This window comes from Alcaligenes sp. EGD-AK7, assembly GCF_000465875.3.
Taxonomy (GTDB): domain Bacteria; phylum Pseudomonadota; class Gammaproteobacteria; order Burkholderiales; family Burkholderiaceae_B; genus Alcaligenes; species Alcaligenes phenolicus.
This window is the reverse complement of record NZ_AVOG02000001.1, coordinates 554,939-579,050: the sequence shown is the minus strand read 5'-3', so window position 1 is coordinate 579,050 and position 24,112 is coordinate 554,939. Positions and strand designations below refer to the sequence as shown.

Genomic DNA, 24,112 nt, shown 5'->3' with positions numbered 1-24,112 from the left:
AGCAGGCTGTCGCTACGCTTCAGCCGTGCTTTGTGTTGAGCGGGGAATGCGTTTGAGCTGGTTCGACTCAATGAACGGCTCGATCACTTGAGTAAAGGGTTGAAACTGCAACTTGAACCGTGAGATCGGGTACTTACCGGCAAAGGCAACATAGCCCGTTAAATCATCGAAGGCTTGAATCTGCGCAGCGGTTACCACCCGTTCTGTGACCGGCGTATTTTGATCATTGGTATTGCGATCACCGACGGAGCGAGAGATGCTGTATTTATGGCGCTCTACCTCATGCTCGCCCAAGCTCTTGCTCAGATCCTCAGCAGTTTCATGGTCAGTGCGAGATCCACCCAGAACCAGCAAGTTACGGAAACTGGCGCGAATCGTTTGAGCCTTCTTCTCGCCGTAGATGTAGTCCAGTTGGGACGTGCTTTGCAGGCCAGCAACGATACGCAGGCCTTTTTTACGGCCCTTGGTCAGCCCATCCTCCAATGAGGGCAGGGCGTCTAGACTGGCCAACTCGTCGATGAACAACCACCAGCGCCGTTTGGCATCTTCGGGCAATGACAGGACAGCCGTAATAAACACATCGGCCCAAGATGAGACCAATGGCTTCATTGCGGTCACCATGTCTTCACGCCAGTTGATGAACAAGTTCCCACCGTTGGGATCGTCAATCCAGTCACGAATCGAGAATGAGCCGGATTTCATGCTGGTGTGCTCGGACAGCTTGTTCGACAGGACAAAGCGAGCACTCGAAAGCGCTTTACTGGCCTCAGATGAACCCACAAACAGCGATTCAGCCAATGTGCCTTCCAGGTAGTCCTTGAGCTTGGCAGGGTCCTCAATCGTACATAGCCGAAATAGCTCATTGATGTGTGCCTTGTCAGGCGTGACGGTATAGAGTTTTTTAGCAGTCTCGCGCAGCAACAAACGTCCGTAATCGTTCCATTCTTCGGCACTTTTGTCCTGGCTCATCGGCACCATTGAGTGGGATAGGCGTTTCCAGTCGTACTCCGCCCGGATTTCATTGAAGAAAGCCCATCCTGGTGTACGAGCATCATATGGATTGAGGATAATGTCGCCCGGCTTCCAAAACTTGCTGAGCAAATCGCCATCGGGGTCAATCACAAACATTCGATCCCGACGTTTTTGTACGGACTTGGCCATTCTGCGAAGCACCACGGATTTACCACTTCCAGTTGCTCCACCGATTAGGGAATGAAGGTTTTCAACTTTGACAGGCATCGGTACAGAGGCCACATCTACCTGTCGGTGTATTCGGTCTGTACATTGCGAACGGAGCTTGGCGATAGGGACGACTTTTGTTCCCCGGATATGTCGTGTGAATCGGTCGCCTTCAAAACCGGCTGTGCGTTTAAACATTCTGCTTAACGCAAGAACGGCAACCAGCGACAAGGCGAACCCAATGGCAGGGGGAATATAGAGGACCGGGTACTGGGCGGTTGCTATCAGTAGATGCCAAGTGGTTCGTGCATCCCAACGGTTGACAGCCACCCCGCTGGCCAGGCATGCGGCCGTTATCCATGCCAGAAGTGGGAATGCGACAATCATCAGGACAGACAAACGTCGTCTCGTAATCGGTGACATAAAGAATCCTTGAAAAGATATGCCCAGGGGCTGAGTCCCAAGGCAAAGGCATGCAGCCGCGTCTATGAAGCAAAAAAGTGCAAAAAGAGGGTGGTGGCGCCTACCCCTGCACTTGCCCCAATTACCAACGCCAGGATGGCCATCTTGCGTGCCGAGATATGTGCAAATTTTGCGTATCGGGCTGTGTCCGCACTGATCAGCTTCAACTCAGCGCGAATAGGTGAAAGGCTGCCTTGCACGTTATGCACCACTTGATCGGTCAGATCGATACTGGCGCGATTGAGCACGGCTCCCAGGGTGTTGGCCAGATCTTCGGGCAAGTCTTGCAACTGCTTATTGGAAGCGGAGAAAGCCTCGATACCGGCTACCAGCGCGGTAGCGATTTCGCGCTGTTTGTCGTTGATGCGTTCTGTGCGCTCAATCAGTCCGGCTACATCACCCAGCGTTTCCTGGAACAAGAGATCCAGCTTGTTCCGCGCTGTTTTTTCCTCACTCATGCGAAGCTCCGTTGGTGGCAGGCAGCACATCCCCAAATAGGGCCTGGAAAGCACGGTCAAGCTGACGATCTACAGGTCGGGCCAGTGCTTTCAACGTGTGCATGTCCGACAGGTGTGAGATGCGTTTGCGGTCTTTGGGGTCTGCCTCGCGCAGAAGCTGACGGTAGTCAGTCTGGTCGGCTAGTATCGATGCGATGGTGATGCGTTTATCGGCCAGCAGCTCGAACACTTCGTTTTCGAAAATGACAGCTTGGGGGTTGGCGATAAATTCGCCGGTTTTCTTGGCGTAGGTGAGCAGCGCCAGAAACTCTTCATCCACATCGCTTTCTACGCGGTTGAACAGCACACGAATTCGATGTGCTGGCACGCCTAGGCCGCTCAAGGCGGCAACGGTCTTGATGGTTTCTCGTTGTGCTTTGCCTGTCGGGACGACCGGCAACACGAATTGATCGATTTCTTCATGGGACAAGTCGTAGCGCGACATGTGCGCCAAAAATTCCTCGATGTTCGATGCCCCGACGTCCACGATCGCATCGTCCAACGTGAGCAAACCGCGGAATAGTTTGCCAAACTGCATCCCGCGAAGCTGGTCCACATCCAGCCCCAGATCTTCCGCTGTTTCATTGGTCGATTCGATTGCGAAAATCTGGGCTTGATTCAAGCGCGGGGCCAGCAGGTGCGATGCCACAACGGTTTTACCGACCGAGCCGGTGTAGTTCAAAACGGCGATTTTCATGAAAGTTTTCCTTCAGGTTGTGAGGGTGAATCAAAGGTGGGGTTAAGAGGATTTCGACTTGGCTCGCATAGCGCGGCCTTCTTCTCGCAGAGCATCCAGGTCAATGTCCATGTCATGGATCTGGCGCAGATCGGCGGGTGATTCGATGGAACTGGGGCGACCTTGAACGGCGAGTGAGTTTGGTGGTGGCGTTCGAACTGGAGCTCCCGCTGCAACGAGAGGTCGTGGTTTTAAAGAGGAAGGAATTACCTGTTCTGAGGCGGATTGTTTTTCACGTCGTATTCGCCAAAGGACGGTGGAAAAAATTGTCTGCGAAACGGAGATACCCGCTTTGTTCAGATCCTCCACGACCGCGGCATATGACGAACCGTTGGCAAGCCGCTGTTCGATGAGCGGGAACAGCAGGCGTATGCGTGCTGTTTTGGTGGAGCGCGGGTCAGCATCGGCCAATGCTTGACGAAATTGCTCGACGAATTTGTCAACTTGCATGGGTTGGATTCCTAGTTGTGCTGGAAAGCAAATGCCACTTTCCACGTTGAAGACAGAAGCGCGGCAGTGCCGCGCAGGGGGAGCCGCGCCCGGTGACGGGCGTGGGGCAAGGCCCACGGGGAAGGGTCGAGGCCGCAGTCCGACCTTGGGCGGACTGGACAGGGAACCCGGCAGGGGTTCCGCGGCCAAGGGGTACATCCATCCCCGCCCGTCAGGGTGGGGACCAATGTTCTTTGGGGGTCTACCTTTCCCTCACGCGCAAAGCGTGGGGGACTGACTTGATATGCGATTGAATAAGCAACAAGAAAATCAAGGACTCGTCATGTGTTTTTTCGAGCGTCTCAGAGACCCAAGACTCGACAGCCGGATTGTTTGAGTTATTCACAGCCCTATAGGTAGAAGATAGGTAGAAAGAAGGTAGAGGTGTAACAGAGGCTCTGAAAGCCGCATGACTAAAGGATTTCCGGATTTGCGGTGCGACGCTATGCCGATAAAGCGCGACGCTACGCCGATGATCCGCGATGCTATGCCGAAATTGAGCGATGCTATGCCGTTAGCAAAAGCAGGTTATCCACAGGTGGTTTTGGGCAGTGTTACGGTCTGGAAGCGCGATGCTATGCCGATAAAACCGCGATTGCGTGCTGAGCTTTTTAGGCTACTAGAGCTTCGTCACTGGCTCGATGCCAAGTGGCTTGTTCCACTCCACGCCTACTCATTTCGATGCGCGGAGAGATGATTAATCCGAGTTCAGCGAGTTCATTAATGGCTCGTTGCAAGCTGGCTTTGAAATCACGCATCCGGCCTGTGTACTGGGCGCGTTCTTTGAGGATTTGTAGGCTGTAACGCTGCTCCGCGTCCTTTGACGTTCCTATCAGCCGTTGAAGACTTTTCGAGAGTTCGTGACGCATGCACAAACGTGTTTTCCAATCAATTAATGTGAACTCACGGTTACCAAAAATAGTCGCCCAACGGGGATCTACATACAGTCTGTACTCATTTAGCGTGTCGTCATAATCGAAGCCCCCCAGCATCGCCAAGACACGACTGGCAGGGTGGTGGCCAAAGCTGTATTTGAGAGCGCCGTTGCTGCGGCTAGCTTCGATAGATAGCGTAAAGCGTGCCAGGTCCTTCATTCCGCTATGTAGCCAGTCGTACTGGCTGCCCCCAATCGGTCGACCAAGGGCACGCAAAAAGTCAGCCCGGTTTATTACAGGTTGCTGGCCTGATGGGCAGGTCATTTGAAGATAGATGGCGTGCATCCAGATATCGGCGTGATCCTCTCCAAGCTGTTTGCCAGAGCCTTTGATTAGTATCCTGTCGTTTTGCAGAAGTGTGGAGTCGTCGTGTAGGGTACGGTTGCCACGGGCTATGGGTGCAAAGATGCTGCTGCGTGCGATGCAGTTGGGCATGGCGCGTGTGTGTTCTCCAATACCCGGTAGATACATACGTTTGAATACGGGTTTTCCTAGGAGTAGGGCTTCTTGTTCTTCCGCTTCCTTCTGTGTCGCTGTTCGGTGGCTGGCGGTTTTGGCCAAACGGCTAAGTGCATCGTTTAAACGGTGTGTGGAGTGATGAGTGTTCGAAGACATGGCAATCCAAATAGCGTCAGCACAGAGACGCTTTTGCTTGGATTAGCGCCCCTGTGCTGTTCAATAAAAAGACCGCTTCATGCACATGGTGCATGTGAAACGGTCAATCGTTGCAGAGGGGCTGAGTTCAGACGGTTAGCTGTATACCGGCAGTTCGTTCCCCAGTTTTAGGCTGCGTCGAGGTTGCAGACCTGGCAAGCCATGCTCTTTAAAGAATTCCCTACGGGCGCGTAGCCACTCTTTGTAGCGCCATCCGTATCGGGTATCCCAGGGGTAGCTGGCGTCAATTTTGGCTGCAATCTCTACAAGGTTCTGTTGATGGGCACGGCCTTCACTGTAAATATCGGTCATTAGCTTGTAGGAATAGGCCGCGAAGCCAATGCCTTCATAAGGTTCATTCATATCGATTTCCTCCAATCAGGTGGCCAGGTCTCGACGGCGTGGTTGATAGAAAATCTCACGTAGTTTGAAACGATCAAAAAACAGGACGATATCGACGGTATTTCGCAGGAAGGCCTGTATGGTCGCCAGATCTAGCTGGCCGCCGGTTGGCGATTGCTTGATCAGTGAGGCTAGGCGGTCGTAGGTGTCCAGTGAGCTATTTGCGTGCGTCGTTGAAATAGATCCAGGGTGCCCCGTATTGAGAGCAACTAAATACTCCCAGGCTTCACCGCCACGTAATTCCGCAAGGAATATCCTGTCAGGTGACAGGCGCATACATGCCGCAACACAATCGGTCGCTGTTACACGGCCGTGGCTACCGCCATAGAGCATGTGCACTAAGTTTCTGTGGTTGGGGAGGATTAGTTCATGGACATCCTCAATTGTGATGATGCGCTCCTCTAGTGGTACACGTTCTATCAAGGAGCGGGCAAACGTTGTTTTCCCAGAGCCGGTCTTGCCAGCAACGATGATGTTGCGGCGAGCCTGAACTGCCTCATGCAGAAAACGTGCAATCTGACCTTCGTTTTTCAGTTGAAACAGGAGGTGATCAGTCGGTGTTAGACCGCTTTCGTCTAGTAGGTCCAGGCTGTCGCAAACTTCGTTGAATGCGCCTTCTGCTTCCAGTTCATCCAGTGTTTTGACTAGCTGGGTGTGCTTGCGGATATTGATTGCAATGGTGTTATCCAGGCACCCCGGAGCTTGTACGATTTGTCCCCGTTCTCCGTCAGGCAGTATGACCGACATGATGGGTGCTGGTGCCAAGCCGTTATACACAGACAGCGAGAGCGATAGACCCTCTAAGCTAGATAACGTCAAGGGCATGCACTCGTGTTCATGCCAGGCTCCGTGCTGACGCACAAATACGGAGTAGGGGCGCACGATCGCAAGTTCTGAAATAGTGGGGTCGTTAAGATACGGTTCGAGTGGCCGTAAGGCTGCCCGAACCGCAATCCCTCGGTCCACACTATTGACGGTAATGGGTGGGTTTGAGGTCATAAACTTTACTGAAGTCCAAGTCGCGGGCGACCATGATTCCGACTCGTTCGCCCTGGTTCTTATATAAGGTGGGGGGAATATCCAGTGAGTGCTCCAAAATCTTGGCAACGACCTCTTGGCCACCCTCTCGGGTGTTATCAAACCTGATATTGCCGTCTCCTTTGTTCCCTTGATTCGAGGCCCAGTTGCCTAAGTCGCCGAGGAGACTGAGCAAGATGGCATTGCCCAAGCGATCCCAAAAGTGGTGATCAATGGCACCGTCAACGCCAGCCTCACCCAATGGGCCTGTCCCAGGAGAACCGAGGTTAAGAATGACGCCACTGGGTGTTTCAAGGCGATGCCATGTCACAAATGCACGTGGTTGCCCCTGCTCGATGCCACCGCTTTGGTAACCAACAAACTTGGTTCCAGCGTCAATCAGGACGACTTTCCCGTTCGCACTCATGACGTTTTGGGTGGCGTTGCAGGTCAGCATTCCTGCCTGCGCGGTAACTAATCGAGTTTGCATGACGCAATCGATCATTGTTCCTTGGGTAATCAAGAAATTACGATTTCCTAGTTGTCCCGCCACAGAGGGAGCAAGTTCTAACGGTCGCAACTGACTCGCTAATGGGCCGGCATCATCTTGAACAGTTGTCGAGGTCCCGACGTTCTGTTGTGTGTGCTGCTGCCCCTGTTCATTGCTTTGAGCACGTAACGGACTGCGTAGCCGTCGAGCATCAACACCATTGATCAGGCTTGGAATCATGGGCAACGTGAAAGTATCAGTTTGCTCTTTGGATGATGTCTCACTTGCAGAGGTGTCTGGCTTAGATGCAGGTGCAGGAGTTGACTGCGCCTTTAGTTCAGGTAATCGAAGCAGATTGCTGATACCACTGGCGGTGGAGTCTGTATTCTCAGCAGGGACTTCAGTACGTGAGCCAGTCATTTTCCATATGACGATAGCAATGATGCACAGACCGATCACTAGGCAGAGCCATAGAAAACCACGGGCACCCGGAGGTAAGGGGCGACGGGTACTTCCGGTGTCGCTTGGCCCTCGATCATCAACATCATTCGAGTTGTTTTGGCTGAGGCTCATTTCAAATACTCCTCTGTTTTGAAAATGTGAGTCAAACCACTGCTCTGTGCTTGCCAGGCATCTGCATTGCTATCGATAAGCAAGATGTTCCCAGGTCGGATTGTGGTGGTCGCCGAGTAAGCTTGCCCTTGCTCATTGATTGGTTGGACGATTGGGAGGCGGCTTGAACTAAAGGTCATGAGCGTTCTGCCGTCCTTTTGCTCTATGCGTTCGAGGCCTAGTTCAAAAGCCTGTGGGTCGTAAGCCGGTTGAGCCGGATAGGCTGTGGCGGTGGAGGCAGGACCCGCAGAGGAGGGCAGGGAAAGCGGTTTAACGCCATGGACGACACGCTCGATGGAGGGAGAAGCTGTGCCTGTATGTGGCTTTGTGGGTGTCTGTCTAAATGCGGCGTTATGTATTGCTACTACACTGCCTCCGAGCCGAACATGCCAACGTGCGCTAGTGCGATGTAGCACCATCGTTCTGTGATCAGCCATGTGGTAATTCGTGAGCACTTCCTGGCCATCATCTGTGACTCGATAAATGGCTGGGATTTCGGCGGTTGGTGCAAACTGCATCCAGGTTTGATGGCCGTCATCCCAAGCGTGTATTGGGGCCAGATCCAGGTCTCCACTCTTGGAATATGCCTGCCAGTTCACTGGAAGACCTACTTGGGAAAATGCGGCTTGAACCGTTTGTTCATGCTGCTGTTGACGTGCTTCTATAGCTTCGCTGTCGGGATAGCGCATGATCAATTTATAGAGAGCTTGTTTTGTTTCCCGCTCGTTGTGGTACTCGATCCGGAAGGTATAGTTCCGTCGGTCAGTGACTACGATTAAGTTGGTATCAGCTTGATCAACCACTGGCTTGAGAAACAGATGATTTGTGTATTCGGTAAATTCATAGGCTTCACTGTCACCGAATACATGAAATAGATAGTTCTCGCCTTCTTCTAACTGAATCATTGTTCCAACACCGATCACAGAGTCGAGTTGGGTGACATTGTGGGGATCGTAGTTGGCGTAGCGTATCCGGTGATCAGTGCCCGCTTGTTTGGGCAGATCTAGGGCGAGTGCAGGCGTAGCGACCAAGCACGCCAGTGCCACCGCAAATGCCGTTTTGGCAAATCGGTTCATGGGTACTCCTTCAAGGGGGTTTAACGTGAAAGGTCCGCAGCTAAGTCGTAACGGATAATTTGAAAGCCGAGAGGATTGCGTCGAGCAACCGATTCGCTTAAGGGCACCTGGAGGTATTCGTATGCAACGGTGGCAATCTGGTGACGCTCTTTTTCATTGCGGCCGGAGCTCACGTCCCGTTGAGCGGTACTAAATCGAACAGTAGCAGTTTGATTGGCGCCCATCGTGATCGAGTGAACTTCAACATCCAGATTCGAAAGCTGGCCAAGTCGCTCAGTAGGGGCGTTAGGACCCTCAAAGCGCTTGCCGTATTGGGCCTGTATTGGCGGTGAAGAAAGTAGAGCGCAGGTGTCAAACTGCTCTTGGATGGTGTACCAGTTATAGCCTTCGCAATTAAGGACGTAGGTATTCAGAAAATACTTATCAATGCGTTCACCATAGCTTTCAGGGGTGTCGCCCAGGCTTGTAATGTGTTCAATGGCACCGGTTGTGTCATTGACACGGATGATGTGCGGTTTTGCAGGTTCTTTCAAAGGGGTTAAGCCTGCTACGGCAACGACGCCTGCCAATGCTAAAACACCAAGAAAAATGTTGAGTTGATGAGCTCGACGACGACTCGAAATCAGTTCTGTCTTCAAGTCACGTTCCAGCCCCCGGCTTTTTTCCAGCTCTTCAGCGACGTCGATAGTTCGAAGCTTTTTACTCATGGCTGCCTCCGCTGGATAGAGGGGCCGTGAGATTGACCGGGACTCGTGGCGAGTCGGCTGGTTGTGGTGGGGTTGGCGGCGTAAAGGCGCAGCCAGCCATCACGGTGGCCAAAGCCACCGCGGCAAGTTGTATTTTCATCGGGAATGACTCCTGGCCCAGCTATGCAGACTGTTGGGCTTTATGGAAGAGTGGAGGAGGATATGAGTGGTGCTGTAGCGCGGTTAAGGACTTATTAGCGAATCAACTTCCGAATCAAGCTACCTGCGCGCATGGCGTTCATGGCACCGCGGCCAGCACTGCCAAGGCCAAATTGGGCACCAAAGCCGCTGGAAAGACTTTGGGCAAGGCCAGGCAACATAACGATGATGACAATCGTGGCAATCCCCACGAGAAAGTACCCAGCGATCAATGAAAGAAGTGATGTGTCTCCTTCGGTCAGTAGCCGTATGAGCATGGCTATGTATGAGAGGGTTAGCTCTAGCAAAATAGACATGATCAGTGCGCCTAGTAATGCCAGGATCACAAAGTTCAGAGCCTGTGACACCCAACTGTCAAATAGCCGTTCTGTGCGCTCAAATGCTAATGCGGCTATGAAAAATGGCCCGGCTGCTACCACTAAGGCCATACCAACTTTGACGACAATCATCAGCACCGCTACAGAGGCACTAATTATCGCGGTGACTACAGTTAAGAAGCCTGCATAGATATTGACCAGGATGTTCTTGCTGCTTGGATACCAGTTTGTTTCTGAGTCCTCCATGGTAGCTGCTGCTGATTCGGTCCTTGCTCGAAGAGTGTCGATACTGTCGGAGAAGGTATTGCCGCCTGCGACGATACCGGCAACATCGTCAGGCAAGGAGATCATGACATCGACAATATTGGTTTGATAGAAACCACCGGCTGTTGCGACTCCCGCAATGAGTGCCACTCGCATTGCTTTCCACATCAGTTCAGTGACGGTCATGTTTCCATAGCCACGCATAATGGCCATGTTGTAGAACAGAAATTGCAGGGTTAGCCCAACGACAATGATCGGAGCCAAGGCCCGGGCTAGTTGCTCAATGGGTGTCGCTATAGCGGTATTCAAAACAACATCCACTTGCCTCATCAACCACTCGCCGATCCGGTTAATGTTGGCTGGCTCGGATATCCTGTTTGCATCAAAAGCCATAATGATCCCCAGTTATGGAGTTGCTTGTCTGTTTCTGCCGCCAAACCAGCCCCCGTAGACGACATTGCCGCGCTCCTCCAGCAGTGCTGATTCAGCAGCAAACTGTTGCTCCGCCAGTTGAATACGGGTTTGGTCTGCCTGAATGTTCGCTTGCTCAATCGCAATGCGAGCTTGCAACTCTGCGATTTCCTTCGGGTTACTTGTTTGATTGATTTGGGCCTGGAGGCCATCAATCGTCTCAAGTCGTTTAGTCATCGCGTTATACGCCTGTTCAGACATGGCCTTTTTTGTGGCTGCAATGCGTACAGATCGCTCACGAAGCGCTTTAGAGTCCTGCTGGAAGTTCACCGGTGCATTGACCTCTTCAGATATGGCGTTGACAGAGCTTGAAAGCGTCGAGTTTTGGCCATCCAGGCGATTGAGGAGCGCAGAGGCATCACTAGGTAGTGACTCCCGCATCATTCGCCGAACATCGGCATTTTCAAGAACGTAGCCAAAGCCCGAGGAGTGGGTTAGTGCTTGAACTTGTGCTTGCGCCTGTTGGAGCTGAGCACGCGCCGTCTCCAGTTGATCCAGCAAGGCGTTGAGCTGGGGGATTGAGTTCACATCCAGTGTAGGAATGCCACCGGCTGAGTAGCTGGGCGATACAAGTGAAAAGGCAAGGCAAAGCCCTGCTGCAAGCGCAGAAATGCTTTTCATAATTGCTCCGAGGGATACATGGATACGCCAGGACGGCGCAAAGAGATGGCCAGTAAAAACTGGCCACCAAAGAGGGGGATCTAGAGGATTGGATTAAGTCTAGTGATTGCTGGCTGCTTTGTATTGATCTGCTGTCACTCTTTTGAATGTGATGGTTTCATCATCAACATCACTTAATGAATCATTGTCGTCACTGTATTTGACTTGCTTTTTCTCTCCTATTGTCAAAATTCCGTTTCCTTTGTATACCCCTTTTTCAATATCTCTTGAAAACCTACCGAAATTAAGTTGGTTGATATTTACAAGAAAGTCACTGCCGTCAGGTTTTATATGCATGGAAACAGGGCGTTTGTCGCTGTTCTGGAGCCAGTATCCCGCGAATTTTTCTTCTTTTGTTTGGCAGCCAGTAATTAGGCTGATTGCAATTAGGCCGGAAACAAATATTAATTTTCGTTTATTCATGCTGGGCTCCATTCAATAGGTATTGGATTTAAGTAACCTCGCAATAATAGCTAAGTAATTAATAATTACGCGATTAAGTTAATGACTAGTCAGCTCGACTGGTTCTTCACCTTTACGAGCTTGTTCGGCCCGGTCGAAGTAAAGGGGCAACCATGTGGCTGGGTCATCGCCAACCTCGGCAATCACCTGTTTAGCAATGGTGGCCATGTCGGGGCTGCCGGAAAAAACCAAAAGAGCTTCAGGGCACGTTGATAGATCCAACTCGGCGACCGTAACGCTTGAACCCTGTTTGACGACGAATTGACGGCTTTTTTCTCCCAGTTGTTTCACTAGCTCAAACTCTCTAGCGCTTAGCCCAAAGTCCTTCATATAGGTTTCGCGCTTTGCTCGTGGGTTTGGAAGGAAAATGAGCGTGCCTGCCTGTTGGATAATCGACGGTCCAACCGGGTTTTCTGCAATAGCCTCCGGCTCTTGGGTGGAGAACGCCAGCACACCGTTCTTTTTACGGATGGTCCTAACCGCGTCCTGCATGTCATCTTGGTAGTGCTTGTCTTTCAAAGGATGTTGGCACTCATCAACTAAATTGATTATCCGTCGACCGTCATGCAGAGCCTGACTGCGGTGTCGTATATACATCGTCGCTGCGCCGCGAACATGCTCGTCATCTAGGATTTCAGTAAGGTCAAAACCAAAAATGGGATTGTGTCCTTCAGGCACTTCCAGATTTAGTCTGTCTGTCGGGTTATCGAAAACCCAGCCATATTCACCGTCACGCCTCCATGGTAAGAGACGCTTATGCAGGGTGAGCTGCTGTCCTTCTTCCTGGTAGTAGTCAGGCAGATATTGGAGAAGGGTATGGATACCTCGATCTTCTTTGTCAATTTCCAGGATTAGCATTTCCACTGCTTTCGCAATGTCTTTTGCTTCCTTGGTAGAGACCGTTTCACCGCGAAGTCCTGCTAGGTGCGCCACCAATTGGCGCATGAAGGCCATGTTTTTGGGAGTCGGGTCCAGTTAGAAAGGCTGCCAGCCAGTCGGTAAACCCAAACGGAGAGTGAAGTATTGCCCACGCAAGGCCAATACAAGCACATGGAGTCCTTCATCTTTGTCCAAGATAAGCGCCGTTGCACCAAACTTCTGTGCTTGAGTGAGCAATACCCCTTGCAGCACTGTTTTGCCGGTCCCGGTGTATCCAATGATCAAGGTGTTGCCAGGTCGTCGTTGGCCAGTCTCGTCGACCTCTTCAAGTGATACGTGGTAATTGAAGAAGAAGGGGGCACCTACAACTGACTTAAACATCGTTACGGCAGGCCCCCACGGGTTGCCGGTTGCTTTGCCTGAGAGCTGATTGTGGAGGCTGTTCAAGCAAAGCAAATTCTCGCTAGTGATGGCTACAGGACGAGTTCGCCAACTCCAATTCGCTGGTAGTTGCGACCAGAAGCCAGCCTCCAAGGCTTTTTCAAGTGGCTTAACAACTAAACCGCGATCGGCGAACCTTGCTCGCATATCAGACATGGAGCGGCGCAGTGAGTCAGCGTCGTCTCCCCAAATCAACATGGTTGCGTGATGATCACCAAGCCCTAGGTCGCCAGTCTCGATCTTTTCGATCACTTTCTTTAACTGCTTGACTTGACCCGGTGCATCATCATTGGAGTCCTGAAGTAGTTTCTTGTGCTTTTTGACGAGCTTCTTGGCAGCCGAATTGGTGAAACTGCCCCATGATTGAGTGATGACATACTCATAAGGGCTGGACAAGATAGAGTCCAAGTGGCCAGGCCGTACTTGTCCCGGCTTGCGAAACAATTCCAGCATTCCAAATTTTCGTGTCCCGGTAAGGGTTCGGATTTCACCTAGTTCGCCATAGCGCGAGAATACGGGTCGCGCAGACGGCAAACTGTCCCACAGGTAGCCATCCGTCACTGGTACTGCATGCCATTCACCAGAGAGCAGGAATCCAAGAAATTCACCTGGCTCACTAAACGCAAATCCATTTCGATCCACAATTTTCAGGACTTCAGCGTCATAGCGATGCAGCCCAGCAAGAATGGCGCGAACAGCCCCTTTCAGATCCTCAATGGATTCGGTTTGCCATGCCTTTAGACGTTCAGGAGATGCTTTTTCAAGCGATGCCATCACGCCCAGTAATTCATCTGCTACGGGATGAATAGAGACGGTCAGGTAGAGTTCGTTGACCTTCAAGGCATTTCTGTCATTGAAGGTTGCGCGATAGGAGTCATCGAACTGCCGGGCGAAGACTTGTGAGAATTGGCTGTCTGGGTATTCAGTCACGTAGCGACCGACGATATGCGTATATAAGCCCAGCTTGCCGAGTGGCAAACCACGAAGGACGTTATGTAACGCTTCAAGCCAGTCATTTTGATCTTCCAGGCTGGCGGCCATGGCGGAGCGTCCGCTGACCTTGATGACCGCCAGGTACTCATTGCCTTTGTCCGCAATAATTTCGTCAGTAATGTGGTGTGAGTACGGCACGTAATGTGATACCGGACACTCTTTCAAAGTCAGCGCGTTCATTACTTACTCCTTTATTTGTGGCGCCAGGGGCGGCGCGCTGAGAATGAGGTTGGGGCGTAGCTGGAACCATTCCAAAAACTTTTGTTGCGGTTTTTGAATCGTGTCTTCAGCTCCAACCCCCAGATCTCGAAGGCTTTGTCGTCAGATTTTGTAATCCAGGCAAGCCATGGGATCACAAAGATCAAGGTGGCCCACATGTACAGACCGATGAACATGGCCAAGATAGCGACAGAAGACAAGGTGCCGAGGAAGACCATGGTGGGGACTCCCATGAATGTTGGCTTCCTACCTAAACCGTTAAACACGAGATAGTGAAAAGGCTTTAGTTCAGTTTCGTCATCGTCGTAGTTGTCTGGGTTGTTTGCCATGTCTTAACCTCTCCAGAGCAGCGCCACGATTTCGATAACTGAGCCTGCGCCAATAACGCCAATAGCCCAGCGTGTGGCATCTTCTTTACGCATGATCTCAGCGGAGTACAGGACCCAAATCACCAGACCGGCAATCACGCAGGCGATGGGCAAAATAATGATAAGAGCGTCACGGAGCGCTTCCAGTGTCGTTTTTGCTTTATTCAAGCCCCCAATCGCTTGGGCGTAAGCCATATTGGTGGTCAGCATTGCCACAATGGCCGACTGGTAAACATGGCGCACGACATGGTTTTGCGCTAAACGGGTCAGGTATTGCTTAACAAACATGCATAGCTCCTTGGCCTGGTGTCAGAAAACACCGGGCATTTTGGTTAAGAAAAGGGATGTGTTTGCCCGAATGGGCGCTGATAAAAACTGGTGGCCGGCACTTGCGGCCGTAAGCAAAGAGGCGCTGCCTCTCTGAACTCTCCGCCCTCGCCGACGGGAACCTCGGGATCAGTGAACTACGAGACGTTGTCTCTTCGCCCCTGTCCTCGGAAATAGCGTATGTTGCTACGGTCGCGTCAAGGGGCCGTGTCCTCGCCCGATAGGCTGTGGGCCGCACCAACCCCTTGACCCGCCATCCGCTTGGCCAAACGACGTTGCCGAAGTTGCTCAAAGTACTCACGATGCTTTACTAAAAGCGAGAATAGGCCGTAGGCAAAGCCGTACAAGATCCCCAAGCTCACCCAATCCATCTGAATAAGTTTGTCTAGCAAGTAATTAATATTCACTTCAGTAAGCAAGTCGTTGATTTCATGACTGCTCCCTCGGCTTAGCATAAAACCAAGGATGGGCAAGCCCAGAAAAACGCACAGGCCGATAAGGGAGCTCCAGATCAAAGACATGACCGCAAGAAGACTGCGAGTGAAGCGGTTCTGTTTATTGACAGATAAGGGAGCCCTAAGAGGTGTTAGTTTCATAAAAATATCCTTTGGAGTTTTGGAGTTTTGGAGTTGGCTAGGCTGAGGGCTGTACTAGGAACGCTGGTGTGACTTCGTTTTGTATAGGTGCTTCCAACGATTTGTTTTCTGTATTGACGAAACCATCAGTGACTCTCTTTCCGGTAAAGCCATCTGGTTTTCCCGTTTTCCTGGGCTTTTGCTGCCTTGATTCTTCCGCGACGACTACAGCCTCATGCTTAATAGCTTTGAGAGCTGGTACTTTCACTCCAGCTTGCGCTAGAACTTTCCCAACATAGCCATTGCTAAAGCCACGCTCAAAATTGCCGGTGTTGTAGCAAGACAAGGCAGAGCGTAGAGCCTGCTGCTCATCGGCTGACTGTCGTAAGGCTCGCCGATAACAGTCCGTCAGAACTGTTTGAGCAGCTTTCAGATTTGTGCAAGGATCAAAGACTGTTTCTGTCGTCAATCCAAGCCAAGACCAGTTCCGAACATTGATCTGACCAAGACCCGCATCAAAGTCAATGCCACGATCAATGAGATCGTTCGCAATTGGTGCGGCTTGTTCGTAGTCAGTTGGTTGTTTGTCCAGTCGTTTACCTTTGTTTATGCCAATGGCATATACCTGGGCCTTAGATTCATGGCGTACCAGGGCCGATAACGTCGTTTCATGAATGTTGGGCGCACATGTGGCGGCCAAAAGCGCGAATTCTGCTAGCACGGCTCTCTCTCAATGGTTGTTCCCAGTGCCTGCGGTGTCGTCGATATTGCGACGAGGATCTTCAAACGAGTAGTGCCAATTGTTGGCCCAACTACCAGTGTGTTCAGCATTCCATTTTGATTGGGCTGATACGTAGTCTCTGGCTGGAGCCCAATAGCCCCCACGGTTTGGATCACCGACGTACTTAATGCTCAAGTCGTATGTCCATTCATGGTCGTTGTAGACAACGCAGTAATTGGGCAATTTAGTAAGGGTGACTGTCTTGATAAGGGACAAGTCCCGAATGGCGGGTATGCCCACATAATTAGAGCCCACCATCCGGTAGCGGTAGATGTCTTGCCCATATGTCGCATTGAGATAGTCAGGATCGCATTTGCCTGCTCCGCGAGAGATGGCATCCATACGTGCCGACATACCGGGTTCAGATGCAACTGGGCACATACCTAGGAAAAAACGTCTAGCGTCTACAGTGGCTTCCCAGTCGAGCATGCCTTTGGCGTATTTGCGAATGTCAAAGTAATGATCGAAAGAGGCGGTGCATTCGCCTGGTTGCAGGCTGCTGGACAGGCATAGGACGGCCTCGCAAGCCAATCCGGGAAGTCCAGTCAAGACTTCGGACGATTGAGCATAAGAGGTGGACGCGCAGGCCAACGCCAGCGCACCCAATGAAATGGGGAGCTGTTTCATGATTACTCCAAATGGATAGAAGACGATGGCGCTGGGCCACAGAACGACTGGAAGGAAGAGGGCGGAAGGGGAGATGCCCTTCTTTTGTATTACTGCGGGTTGGTGGACGGGGTGGGAAGCAGGTAGCGTTCACGTGACTCACCTGCGGCTTCAGCTGCTTTCATCCAGTCTGGGGTACGGCCTCTGCCTGACCAAGTTGCACCGCTTGGGTGTTTGTATTTGACTGTGGGCGAGGCATTTGGCTTAACACCTGGATGGCGAAAGGCCTGTGCAATCTCGTCCATGGTTAGGTCGTTCTCCCGCATGGTTCGTACGATGTCAGCAAGTACATTCTGGCGGGTCTTGCGTTTGATAACTTCCGCTTTACGCTGAAGGCGGGAAATTTCTGCGTTGATTTCTGAAACTGTCTTGAGGTCATTGATCATGATGATCCTTGTTGTTGTGTTAACGAGTGAGCCATCTCCAGAGTGACGAGCAAAACTTGGTGACGACGGCAATCATAAAAAACCACATGAAGATGTGTGCAAGAAAGGCGATCGCTTGCAAGATCCAACTTCCGCCAGACTCAGGGATGGAGTTCCAGGCAGAAAGAACAATATGTGTTGCGACTACTCCGAGGATGAAGGCACGACCACTTGATTGTTGCTTGCCTTCTTTAGGTGCGGGTTCCATATGACATCTCCGAGTGAGCTGGCATGTATCCCATGGTCAGCATGCTTTTGTGTACCTGGCTGACTTGTTCGGGTTGGACCAAGATCCGCAGTAGCATCAGGGTTTCCATTTGAGTGGCTGGCGAGTGTCGATTCAGTAGATTCTCTAGAGCATGGCGCAGTGACGCTAGCTCTGATTGCATGGATTGAGAGGTTGTCAGCAGTTGACGGGCATATTCTGACGAAGATAGTCCGGCTAAGGCTGCTGCTTCGCTTAGGTGCTGGCGTTGCGATGGTGTTATGCGCAAGCGCAACAGTTCCGACAGAGGTTCTGCCATAAAGTCTTTCCTTGGATAAAAAATGAATTTTTGAGCGCTTGATAGATCGGGCTTAAGAGGCCTCACACCCGGTAATTACCAGGGGGAACGAGTTCCCCTTTTGGTCTTATGCGGGTTCGGCTCCTGCCGGATGCTGGCTACGAGCAATGAGGAAAAAACTTAAACATTCCATTGCAACCAATGAGGTTTATGCAAGGGATGCTTGATACCGAGAAACTCATCGTGAGCCTGGGGGCTAGGCATTGAGAAAATGCCCTCTATTTTTTGGCCTAATATCTGCCAAGCTTCTGCTTTTTCTTGAGCATAATCGTGGTGCATGTAGTGGCGACGTATTTTAGAGCCAGAAAGTACGTGGTTCTGGCAGCGATCAATGACCTCTAACGGTATCCCTAGCGATTGCATCATCGTTGCACCAGTCCTCCTCAAGTCATGTGGTGTCCAATCGCCACGTGAGCCATTCGCTAGCACTAAAGCATTGCTGTTGACCCGACCTTTAAAAGAGTCTGTTCTATTCTTGAAGCGAATTTGTCTATCTGCTATTTGCTTTGTGATGCTCTTCAGGTCAACATGGTTTTTATTGTTTCTAGACGGAAAGCACCACTGGCTACCGCCTGTAAATCTAAATAATTCTACAAATTTTTTATGTATAAACTCTGACATGAATATCACATGGTCTTGCGTGCTTCCTTTGGTTGTCTCTCTCGGTAAGTACCAAATTCCAGATTTAAGATTGACATTCTCCCATCTGGATTGTAATAGCTCACCGATTCTGCATAGAGAACCTAAGCAAAGCCATATGGCAATATTTGATTTCTTATCTAGTACGTTGTGGCTGCTCTCCGATAGGATCTGGTGTAGTTCCCAAATTTCAGCACTTGACAGTACCCGATCTCTAGCAACTTCATAGTCCTTCGGGATGAACTGTTTGAGCGCTATTTGCGAAGCTGGGTTGGTTAGTCCTATGGCTTCACACCATGGCTCCCTCTGCATCCCCCACTTAAATAGCTGGCGGAGATTGTGCAATGTTACAATCGACAGCCTTGTGACACCGCGCTCTCTTTGGCTGAGTAGCACTCCTAGAAGATGCTTTGAACAAATTTCATTCAATGAAATTTGTCCTAAGACTGGCAAAACGTCTTTTCTGAACAATCTTTCAAGTTCGTTGTTGTTATCGGCACGAAATACACCGTTATTGATCCAGTCATTAAAAAAATAAGAAAATTTCATTTCTTAAGCTCTCTTCGGTTTATCTCAAGAAATTTTCTTATTTCGTGTTTTTTAATTTCTTCTCTTTGTCTCTCTGTGATTTTAATTGTGTGTCTTTTCATAATTCTCGCACCAAATTTAAAATCTATATGATATGACGGGTAAAAATCTATAAATCCCCCTTTTTATTGATAGGCAGTTAATTGTTTAGGCATAAAGGCTGCGATCCCTTTCATGGGGTGCAAGGGGTCGAAGGTTCAAATCCTTCCGTTCCGACCAAATTTAAAAAGGCCTACAGCATTTTTGCTGTAGGCCTTTTTTATTGCTGTAGTGGTTTTATGGGATGTATCCGCCAATGGCGGGTAGAGCAGGATCAGGCTTTCAAAGGAATAACGCTCCAGGAGGCGTATTCTCCAAAATTCGCCCGGCAATGCGGGCAGGTTTCGCTGAGCAAAGGGATTATTTGGTCGCAATTTGGACATGTGCCTTTCGGACCGAGGTCAGCAAGTCGCTTGTTTTCCCGACGCGCTTGTTCTGCTTCCAGAGCCGGGTCTGGCCAATTTGGCGAAGAGAGCAGTCTTGCCTTGAAGGTTTCTGCTTCTGCGTCGGAAATTGTGCCGCTGATCAGTTGATCCTCGATCACTCTTGCTCTTTCATGGCGCCATTGGGTGTTCAGAAAGCGCAGGCGGACAAAGATACCGCCCAGAAATATGCGTAGCGCTGCGGGTTCCATCAGGCTGTAGTGCAGATGGAGTTCACCAAAATTCGTGGTCAAAACAATAAATGTTTGTGTCGTTTTCTTGCTGGTTAAGGCATTCAAGACACCTGCTATTGCCATCCCGGTCAGTGCCCCATCGACATCGAATCCACCTCCAATAAAACCTCCGCCGCTTACGACTGTGCCGGGACCATTGACAGAGAGATCGGCAACTTCGATTAGAGAGAAGGGGATGGTTCTGGTAGCCGAGTTGCAGCTTACCGTGTCACCTTCAAAAACGAGATTGACACTATCGCCGGGTAGAAACGGAAATCCGGGAGCGCCCAGGACGGTGCATTCATGAAGAATGATGGGGGAGTTTTGAGCTTGATTGGTCATCTGCCTACGGCCGCTTATCTATTTGGAGTGACTGTTTTAAAACTGGAACTTTTGGGGAGCACCGGATTCGCTTATTTCCATTTCGATGCAGCTCTCTAAAATGGAATAACTGCCGCCGGTCGTGCGTGCCACGCGGTCGCAATAAGTGCTTGTCTTGCTAGGGACAGACTCCCAAATTCTTTTCAAGTTGTTGTAGGCAGTCTGCTCCATTTTGATGCATTCGTTTGTGATCATTGCCGAACCTCCTGAGACAGCGGAGACGCTTTCACAGTAGGAGTTTGGGTCGTATCGGGGTAGCTCAGCAGCATACGCGGCTGATGACATACAAAAAGCAGTGGCTCCGATCAAGGCTGTTCTCATCTTCATAATCTCTCCAATGATGATTTGCTTGTAAAGCTCAGGAGCCAGGTGGCTCCTGGCTTCTTTAATGGTGTCTGTGCTGCAGGAAGTTTTCCAGGGTGTACCTTGTGCAAGGATTGAGGCCAACCCTGTCAGACAGATGATTTGGAGGCTGTGTGCCTGTGTTTGGCCTACTTGGATTCTTCCGCCAGAAGTGTTTTGAAATCCGCGTGGGTAACCAGTGCGCGGATCGCATCCTGAATGGCACCCAAGCCTGCCTGTGCCGTTTGATTGCATGCCGTTTCACCATAAAAACTGGAGGTGTATTTATGGGTGTTGTTGACGGCAATTGACTTTCCATTTGAAGAGCTAAGTTCCATACCCACTGTCCATGTTCCGCCCATGGAGTCAAAATCCAGGGTAGTCAGCCTGCCTGTAAGTTCAAGGGTGGATTCTTTTTCATAAATATTTGCGATGATCAATTCGCTAATTAGCGCTTTGCGAACATAGTCGGCATAGCTTTCTCCATCAGGTGTTTTGATGGGCCCGACTGCACGACACATGATTTCCCCAGGCTGACTGTCTTTATTTGTGGGACTGTCGTTACGGAAGTCCCCAACACTGGCCTTTACATCGCCAACAGCCCGTAGAGCGACTACTGTATCGGTAGAGATGCTGTATCGTGGAACAGCATAAGTAGAACAACCAACCAATACGGTCGAAAGAGCTAAAACTGCGATTGTTTTCATAACGCTATCTCACCTTCCTCTATCAAACTAAAATTTTGTTACTTGATTTCTAAAAAATAAGGAGCCGAATTGCTCCTTTTCTTCTTTTGCTTAATTTTTCTTGTGTAAAGTCCTCAAAGCTTGAACTGCGTTCGTCGTCATTGCTTGTCCGTTCGATTTATATTCTCAAGATTGATAGGGGCATGAGATTTCAGGATGTTTTTCTTGATTTTTTCCGCAGTAAATCGTTGCGCCTTATGAATTTCTTGATGTTGTTTCATAGAGCAATTTGTTGTTCCCTTAATCAATAGCCTGTCGATCATAGCTATTTTCTTCTTGAATGGCGATGGAGTTATTCTTGTTGATTTGATGAGTATTGGTGAAAGGGATTGCTCGCTTGTCTCAAGAGTGGGGAAAGTCCAAGTTGTTGCGGTGCGTCTAGCTATTTAAAAAGCCCGCATTGCGGGCTTTTTATTTGATCAGGTTCTGACTAGCTTTATTACCACCCCCAGCAAGTCCCCGCCGCAGGCTTGCCGCAATTGCGGTAGTTCACTGCAAACCACAGCTTTCCTGCACCCCGTGGGCTACCGTCAGATTTGACGTCGTTGCGTGGCAGTTCTTCCAAGGTGTCGCGCGCTGTTTTAGTGTCGGAGTCACTGGCAGCGTCCGGTTCCAGGACGATACGGCCTAAAGCTGCTGCATCACGGTCTTCAAAGACCAGATCCGTGTCTTTCAGAGCCGTCATTTTCAAGGCTGCATCGCGCACGGCAGCCGCGTAGCTGTCGTTTGAACCACCGGGTTTCAAGGTCTTGTTCAAGGTGCTCACCGCCAGAATCTGGGTCGGTGTGGCGGGTGGGGCCATCTGGTATTCGTCCAGCTTGGGCAGTTGGCCCCCGGAAGCTTGGCGGCGCAGCCAGTCGCCCCACAGAAACTCTGCGTATTCAGGCAGCTTGCCGTTTTTATAGGCAAGGTCGCGGGTGAAATACACCAGGGAGCGATAGCGATCTTCCTGCATGCCACCGGCTTCTTTTTCGCTGGCCAGCCCAACGCGGGTGGGCAGTTGCTCGACAGTAATAGTCTGGTTTTCACCATCACGCAGCCAGACCAGTTTCTCTTTGCTCATGCGCTCCCAGAAGGCGGACGCTTCGCGGATGTCGCTGTAGTTGGCGCTGACTTTTACCCAGACGGGCAGTTTGGGGCCGCCGTCCGGGATTTCGCGCAGGGATGAGAAGGTGTGGTGGCCATCGGTCAGATAGAGATTGCCGTCCCAGCCTACGACCACGGTTTTCAGGTTTTCTGTTTGCGAGCCCAGAGGGTCTTTGCACAGATAGGTGGTGGGCTGGTCCAGGCGGGCAGCTTGAGCCTCAGCGATGGTCAGAAATTTTTGAGCACGTTCGGTTCCGCCCATATCCTCGCAGTAGTCGTCAAACTTCTTGCCGATGGTGCGATTCAGGTAGTCCAGTTGCTGTTTGGGGTCCTTAGCCCAGGTGGGCCGATCCAGATCGCCTTGCCAGCGTCCCAGCTTGTAGTAAACCTGATCGTAGCCAATGGCCGCTTGGGTGGGATGCAGTTCTTCGATACGGACCTTGATGACATCGCCTGCCTTACTGTCCAGATAGGCGGTGTTGCGAGGTGGTTCCGGTTCCTCAGTGACCGGTGGCGTGACGACGGGAGCTTCGGGAGAGTGATTGCCGCCTGTGCTGGAGCCGCTGTCGCAGGCAGCCAAGGCCAAGGGCAGCAGGGCGATACCCAAGGCACGCAGGAGCTGTTGTAGAACTGGGACAAGAGGGGGCAAAGAAGCGAGGTTCATGGTCCGTAAGGGGATTTTGTTGGAAGATCCTAGATCATGAGGGATGGGTATTGCCGCAACATTGCATTCAGAAACATTCATCGCTTGTTCCGGATAGCTGGCTGCTTGTCACGGCCGGGGCGAAATTGTGACCAGCTTGCTCAGTCCTCTCCCCTGCGGATCGAATCCCGTAAACTGTCCACGCTTGAATTAAATCGCTAAATCACTTCCTGGCTGTGGGAGCTGGTTTTAAAAGGTCGTTAATGTCGCTCTACAAAAAAGCCTGGCTGTTCACCTTGTTCAATATCTTGCTTCTGGTCGCCTTGTATTTTGGGCTGCCTGTGTTCGACCGTGTGTTGGGGACCTTCGGGTTTTTGGTCTTTGGCTTTTATATTCTGGGCCAGGGCTTGGTAGCCATGACCGTTTTTACTTGCCCAAAGTGCGGCTTGTCGCCGTTCATGGGTAGCCAGAGCTTGTTCACCAGTTATTCGCCTTTTCCGCGCAAGAAGTGTGGCCAGTGCGGGCATGACCACACTCAGACTGAGTAAGGCAAACAGCAATCCAGCAGCACGGCGATCCGGCGGTCTGGTGCAGTGATTCCTTGTTGACTCAGTCCTTGCGCAGCGGGTTCTCCTTCCTGGATTAGTCGGGTTGATGGTTGTGATCCACCACCATATTGTCTCCAAAGGTGGAGAATTTGGCGGTCACTTCGGCGGGCAGTTTGGCTTCTGCTGCGCTAGTGTTCTTGACCAGGCGTTCTGCCGCTTCAGCGCTCATGCCTGCCATGGTTAGAGTCTCGACATCGTTCAAGCCATCGCCACCACACATATGAACATTCCATTCCCCATGACGACTTTTTAATAGCGCACGACCACCACGTGTCAGTTGCGTCCAACCCGCCAGGGCGTAGTCACCCTCGATTACGATAGGCTCCACCACAAGAGGGGCTTCGGGGCTGTCCCAAATCGCCTTCATGGCTTGGGAGATGCGATCGGCCTCTGATGGTGCAGCGTGAGCCATGCCCGTGAACATAGCGAACAAGATGAATAAAGCCATGGCGAAGAAAAGCCCATGGAGTGCCACTTTGAAGGTCTGGCGATGTTGTGAAGCGGTTTTCATAAAAACTCC

The 24,112-nt window shown here is 51.0% G+C and carries 31 protein-coding genes; 1 reads left to right on the top strand and 30 read right to left on the bottom strand.

Annotated features, from left to right (window positions below; genetic code table 11):
- Positions 1-12: 12 nt before the first annotated feature.
- The 29 genes from N879_RS02705 to N879_RS02575 all read right to left on the bottom strand — a co-directional run bounded on the left by N879_RS02705 (position 13) and on the right by N879_RS02575 (position 23,005).
- Positions 13-1,602: a helicase HerA-like domain-containing protein gene (locus tag N879_RS02705; protein ID WP_041202843.1), complete on the bottom strand. Its 1,590-nt coding sequence runs from the start codon at positions 1,600-1,602 to the stop codon at positions 13-15.
- Between the two features lie 62 nt (positions 1,603-1,664).
- On the bottom strand, positions 1,665-2,099 hold the full coding sequence (locus N879_RS02700; RefSeq protein WP_009454292.1) for a hypothetical protein: 435 nt from the start codon (positions 2,097-2,099) through the stop codon (positions 1,665-1,667).
- On the bottom strand, positions 2,092-2,835 hold the full coding sequence (stbB, locus tag N879_RS02695) for a StbB family protein (protein ID WP_009454290.1): 744 nt from the start codon (positions 2,833-2,835) through the stop codon (positions 2,092-2,094). The genes N879_RS02700 and stbB overlap by 8 nt, the downstream gene beginning before the upstream one ends.
- A 42-nt stretch (positions 2,836-2,877) precedes the next feature.
- Positions 2,878-3,324, bottom strand: a complete 447-nt coding sequence (locus N879_RS02690; protein ID WP_009454288.1) for a hypothetical protein — start codon at positions 3,322-3,324, stop codon at positions 2,878-2,880.
- Between the two features lie 650 nt (positions 3,325-3,974).
- Positions 3,975-4,913 (bottom strand): TrfA, encoded by a 939-nt coding sequence (locus tag N879_RS02685; RefSeq protein WP_031232090.1) that lies wholly within the window; start codon positions 4,911-4,913, stop codon positions 3,975-3,977.
- A gap of 135 nt (positions 4,914-5,048) precedes the next feature.
- Complete coding sequence (locus N879_RS02680; RefSeq protein WP_009454284.1) at positions 5,049-5,315, bottom strand: hypothetical protein; 267 nt, start codon at positions 5,313-5,315, stop codon at positions 5,049-5,051.
- A 15-nt stretch (positions 5,316-5,330) separates the two neighbouring features.
- The gene (virB11, locus tag N879_RS02675; RefSeq protein ID WP_031232089.1) at positions 5,331-6,353 is read right to left on the bottom strand and encodes a P-type DNA transfer ATPase VirB11; all 1,023 of its coding nucleotides are present in this window, start codon (positions 6,351-6,353) and stop codon (positions 5,331-5,333) included.
- Positions 6,322-7,434 carry a type IV secretion system protein VirB10 gene (gene virB10 / locus N879_RS02670; RefSeq protein ID WP_031232088.1) on the bottom strand — a complete coding sequence of 371 codons (1,113 nt, stop codon included), beginning with the start codon at positions 7,432-7,434 and terminating at the stop codon, positions 6,322-6,324. The genes virB11 and virB10 overlap by 32 nt, the downstream gene beginning before the upstream one ends.
- Complete coding sequence (locus N879_RS02665; RefSeq protein WP_021446622.1) at positions 7,431-8,549, bottom strand: TrbG/VirB9 family P-type conjugative transfer protein; 1,119 nt, start codon at positions 8,547-8,549, stop codon at positions 7,431-7,433. Before N879_RS02665 ends, virB10 begins: the two co-directional genes overlap by 4 nt.
- Before the next feature lie 20 nt (positions 8,550-8,569).
- On the bottom strand, positions 8,570-9,256 hold the full coding sequence (locus N879_RS02660) for a virB8 family protein (protein WP_009454276.1): 687 nt from the start codon (positions 9,254-9,256) through the stop codon (positions 8,570-8,572).
- Positions 9,249-9,395 carry a conjugal transfer protein gene (locus N879_RS19915; protein WP_082453569.1) on the bottom strand — a complete coding sequence of 49 codons (147 nt, stop codon included), beginning with the start codon at positions 9,393-9,395 and terminating at the stop codon, positions 9,249-9,251. Before N879_RS19915 ends, N879_RS02660 begins: the two co-directional genes overlap by 8 nt.
- A gap of 94 nt (positions 9,396-9,489) precedes the next feature.
- Positions 9,490-10,428 (bottom strand): type IV secretion system protein, encoded by a 939-nt coding sequence (locus N879_RS02655; RefSeq protein WP_021446621.1) that lies wholly within the window; start codon positions 10,426-10,428, stop codon positions 9,490-9,492.
- Positions 10,429-10,440: 12 nt separating this feature from the next.
- Positions 10,441-11,127 (bottom strand): type IV secretion system protein, encoded by a 687-nt coding sequence (locus N879_RS02650; protein ID WP_009454271.1) that lies wholly within the window; start codon positions 11,125-11,127, stop codon positions 10,441-10,443.
- Positions 11,128-11,226: 99 nt separating this feature from the next.
- Positions 11,227-11,589, bottom strand: coding sequence for a hypothetical protein (locus N879_RS02645; protein ID WP_009454269.1), 363 nt, complete (start codon positions 11,587-11,589; stop codon positions 11,227-11,229).
- A 78-nt stretch (positions 11,590-11,667) separates the two neighbouring features.
- The gene (locus tag N879_RS20730; protein ID WP_021446620.1) at positions 11,668-12,582 is read right to left on the bottom strand and encodes a hypothetical protein; all 915 of its coding nucleotides are present in this window, start codon (positions 12,580-12,582) and stop codon (positions 11,668-11,670) included.
- Between the two features lie 21 nt (positions 12,583-12,603).
- Positions 12,604-14,121 (bottom strand): hypothetical protein, encoded by a 1,518-nt coding sequence (locus tag N879_RS20725; RefSeq protein ID WP_021446619.1) that lies wholly within the window; start codon positions 14,119-14,121, stop codon positions 12,604-12,606.
- 11 nt (positions 14,122-14,132) lie between these two features.
- On the bottom strand, positions 14,133-14,489 hold the full coding sequence (locus N879_RS02635; protein WP_009454267.1) for a type IV secretion system protein VirB3: 357 nt from the start codon (positions 14,487-14,489) through the stop codon (positions 14,133-14,135).
- 3 nt (positions 14,490-14,492) lie between these two features.
- Positions 14,493-14,816 (bottom strand): hypothetical protein, encoded by a 324-nt coding sequence (locus N879_RS02630; RefSeq protein ID WP_009454265.1) that lies wholly within the window; start codon positions 14,814-14,816, stop codon positions 14,493-14,495.
- Between the two features lie 236 nt (positions 14,817-15,052).
- Positions 15,053-15,451 (bottom strand): hypothetical protein, encoded by a 399-nt coding sequence (locus N879_RS02625; RefSeq protein ID WP_009454263.1) that lies wholly within the window; start codon positions 15,449-15,451, stop codon positions 15,053-15,055.
- A gap of 37 nt (positions 15,452-15,488) precedes the next feature.
- A complete protein-coding gene (locus N879_RS02620) occupies positions 15,489-16,151 on the bottom strand; it encodes a lytic transglycosylase domain-containing protein (protein ID WP_009454261.1) in 663 nt (220 codons plus the stop codon).
- 9 nt (positions 16,152-16,160) lie between these two features.
- Positions 16,161-16,838: a TrbM/KikA/MpfK family conjugal transfer protein gene (locus tag N879_RS02615; protein WP_009454259.1), complete on the bottom strand. Its 678-nt coding sequence runs from the start codon at positions 16,836-16,838 to the stop codon at positions 16,161-16,163.
- Positions 16,839-16,927: 89 nt separating this feature from the next.
- Positions 16,928-17,263: an H-NS histone family protein gene (locus N879_RS02610; protein ID WP_009454257.1), complete on the bottom strand. Its 336-nt coding sequence runs from the start codon at positions 17,261-17,263 to the stop codon at positions 16,928-16,930.
- 19 nt (positions 17,264-17,282) lie between these two features.
- Positions 17,283-17,510 carry a hypothetical protein gene (locus N879_RS02605; RefSeq protein WP_009454255.1) on the bottom strand — a complete coding sequence of 76 codons (228 nt, stop codon included), beginning with the start codon at positions 17,508-17,510 and terminating at the stop codon, positions 17,283-17,285.
- Entirely contained in the window at positions 17,494-17,826 is a 333-nt protein-coding gene (locus N879_RS20940; protein ID WP_009454253.1) for a plasmid mobilization protein, read from the bottom strand. Before N879_RS20940 ends, N879_RS02605 begins: the two co-directional genes overlap by 17 nt.
- Before the next feature lie 159 nt (positions 17,827-17,985).
- Positions 17,986-19,053, bottom strand: a complete 1,068-nt coding sequence (locus N879_RS02595; RefSeq protein ID WP_009454251.1) for a tyrosine-type recombinase/integrase — start codon at positions 19,051-19,053, stop codon at positions 17,986-17,988.
- 352 nt (positions 19,054-19,405) lie between these two features.
- Positions 19,406-20,128 (bottom strand): zinc ribbon domain-containing protein, encoded by a 723-nt coding sequence (locus N879_RS02590; RefSeq protein WP_009454248.1) that lies wholly within the window; start codon positions 20,126-20,128, stop codon positions 19,406-19,408.
- Between the two features lie 36 nt (positions 20,129-20,164).
- Entirely contained in the window at positions 20,165-20,362 is a 198-nt protein-coding gene (locus N879_RS02585; RefSeq protein ID WP_009454246.1) for a hypothetical protein, read from the bottom strand.
- Positions 20,363-20,658: 296 nt separating this feature from the next.
- The gene (locus N879_RS02580) at positions 20,659-21,216 is read right to left on the bottom strand and encodes a hypothetical protein (RefSeq protein WP_031232077.1); all 558 of its coding nucleotides are present in this window, start codon (positions 21,214-21,216) and stop codon (positions 20,659-20,661) included.
- A 478-nt stretch (positions 21,217-21,694) separates the two neighbouring features.
- Positions 21,695-23,005: a ParB/Srx family N-terminal domain-containing protein gene (locus tag N879_RS02575; protein WP_021446617.1), complete on the bottom strand. Its 1,311-nt coding sequence runs from the start codon at positions 23,003-23,005 to the stop codon at positions 21,695-21,697.
- Between the two features lie 242 nt (positions 23,006-23,247).
- Between N879_RS02575 and N879_RS02570 the strand changes: the two genes are divergently transcribed.
- Entirely contained in the window at positions 23,248-23,532 is a 285-nt protein-coding gene (locus tag N879_RS02570) for a hypothetical protein (RefSeq protein WP_009454242.1), read from the top strand.
- Between the two features lie 94 nt (positions 23,533-23,626).
- Here the strand turns inward: N879_RS02570 and N879_RS02565 are convergent, their stop codons facing one another.
- Positions 23,627-24,103 carry a copper uptake system-associated protein gene (locus N879_RS02565; protein ID WP_009454240.1) on the bottom strand — a complete coding sequence of 159 codons (477 nt, stop codon included), beginning with the start codon at positions 24,101-24,103 and terminating at the stop codon, positions 23,627-23,629.
- Positions 24,104-24,112 lie beyond the last annotated feature (9 nt).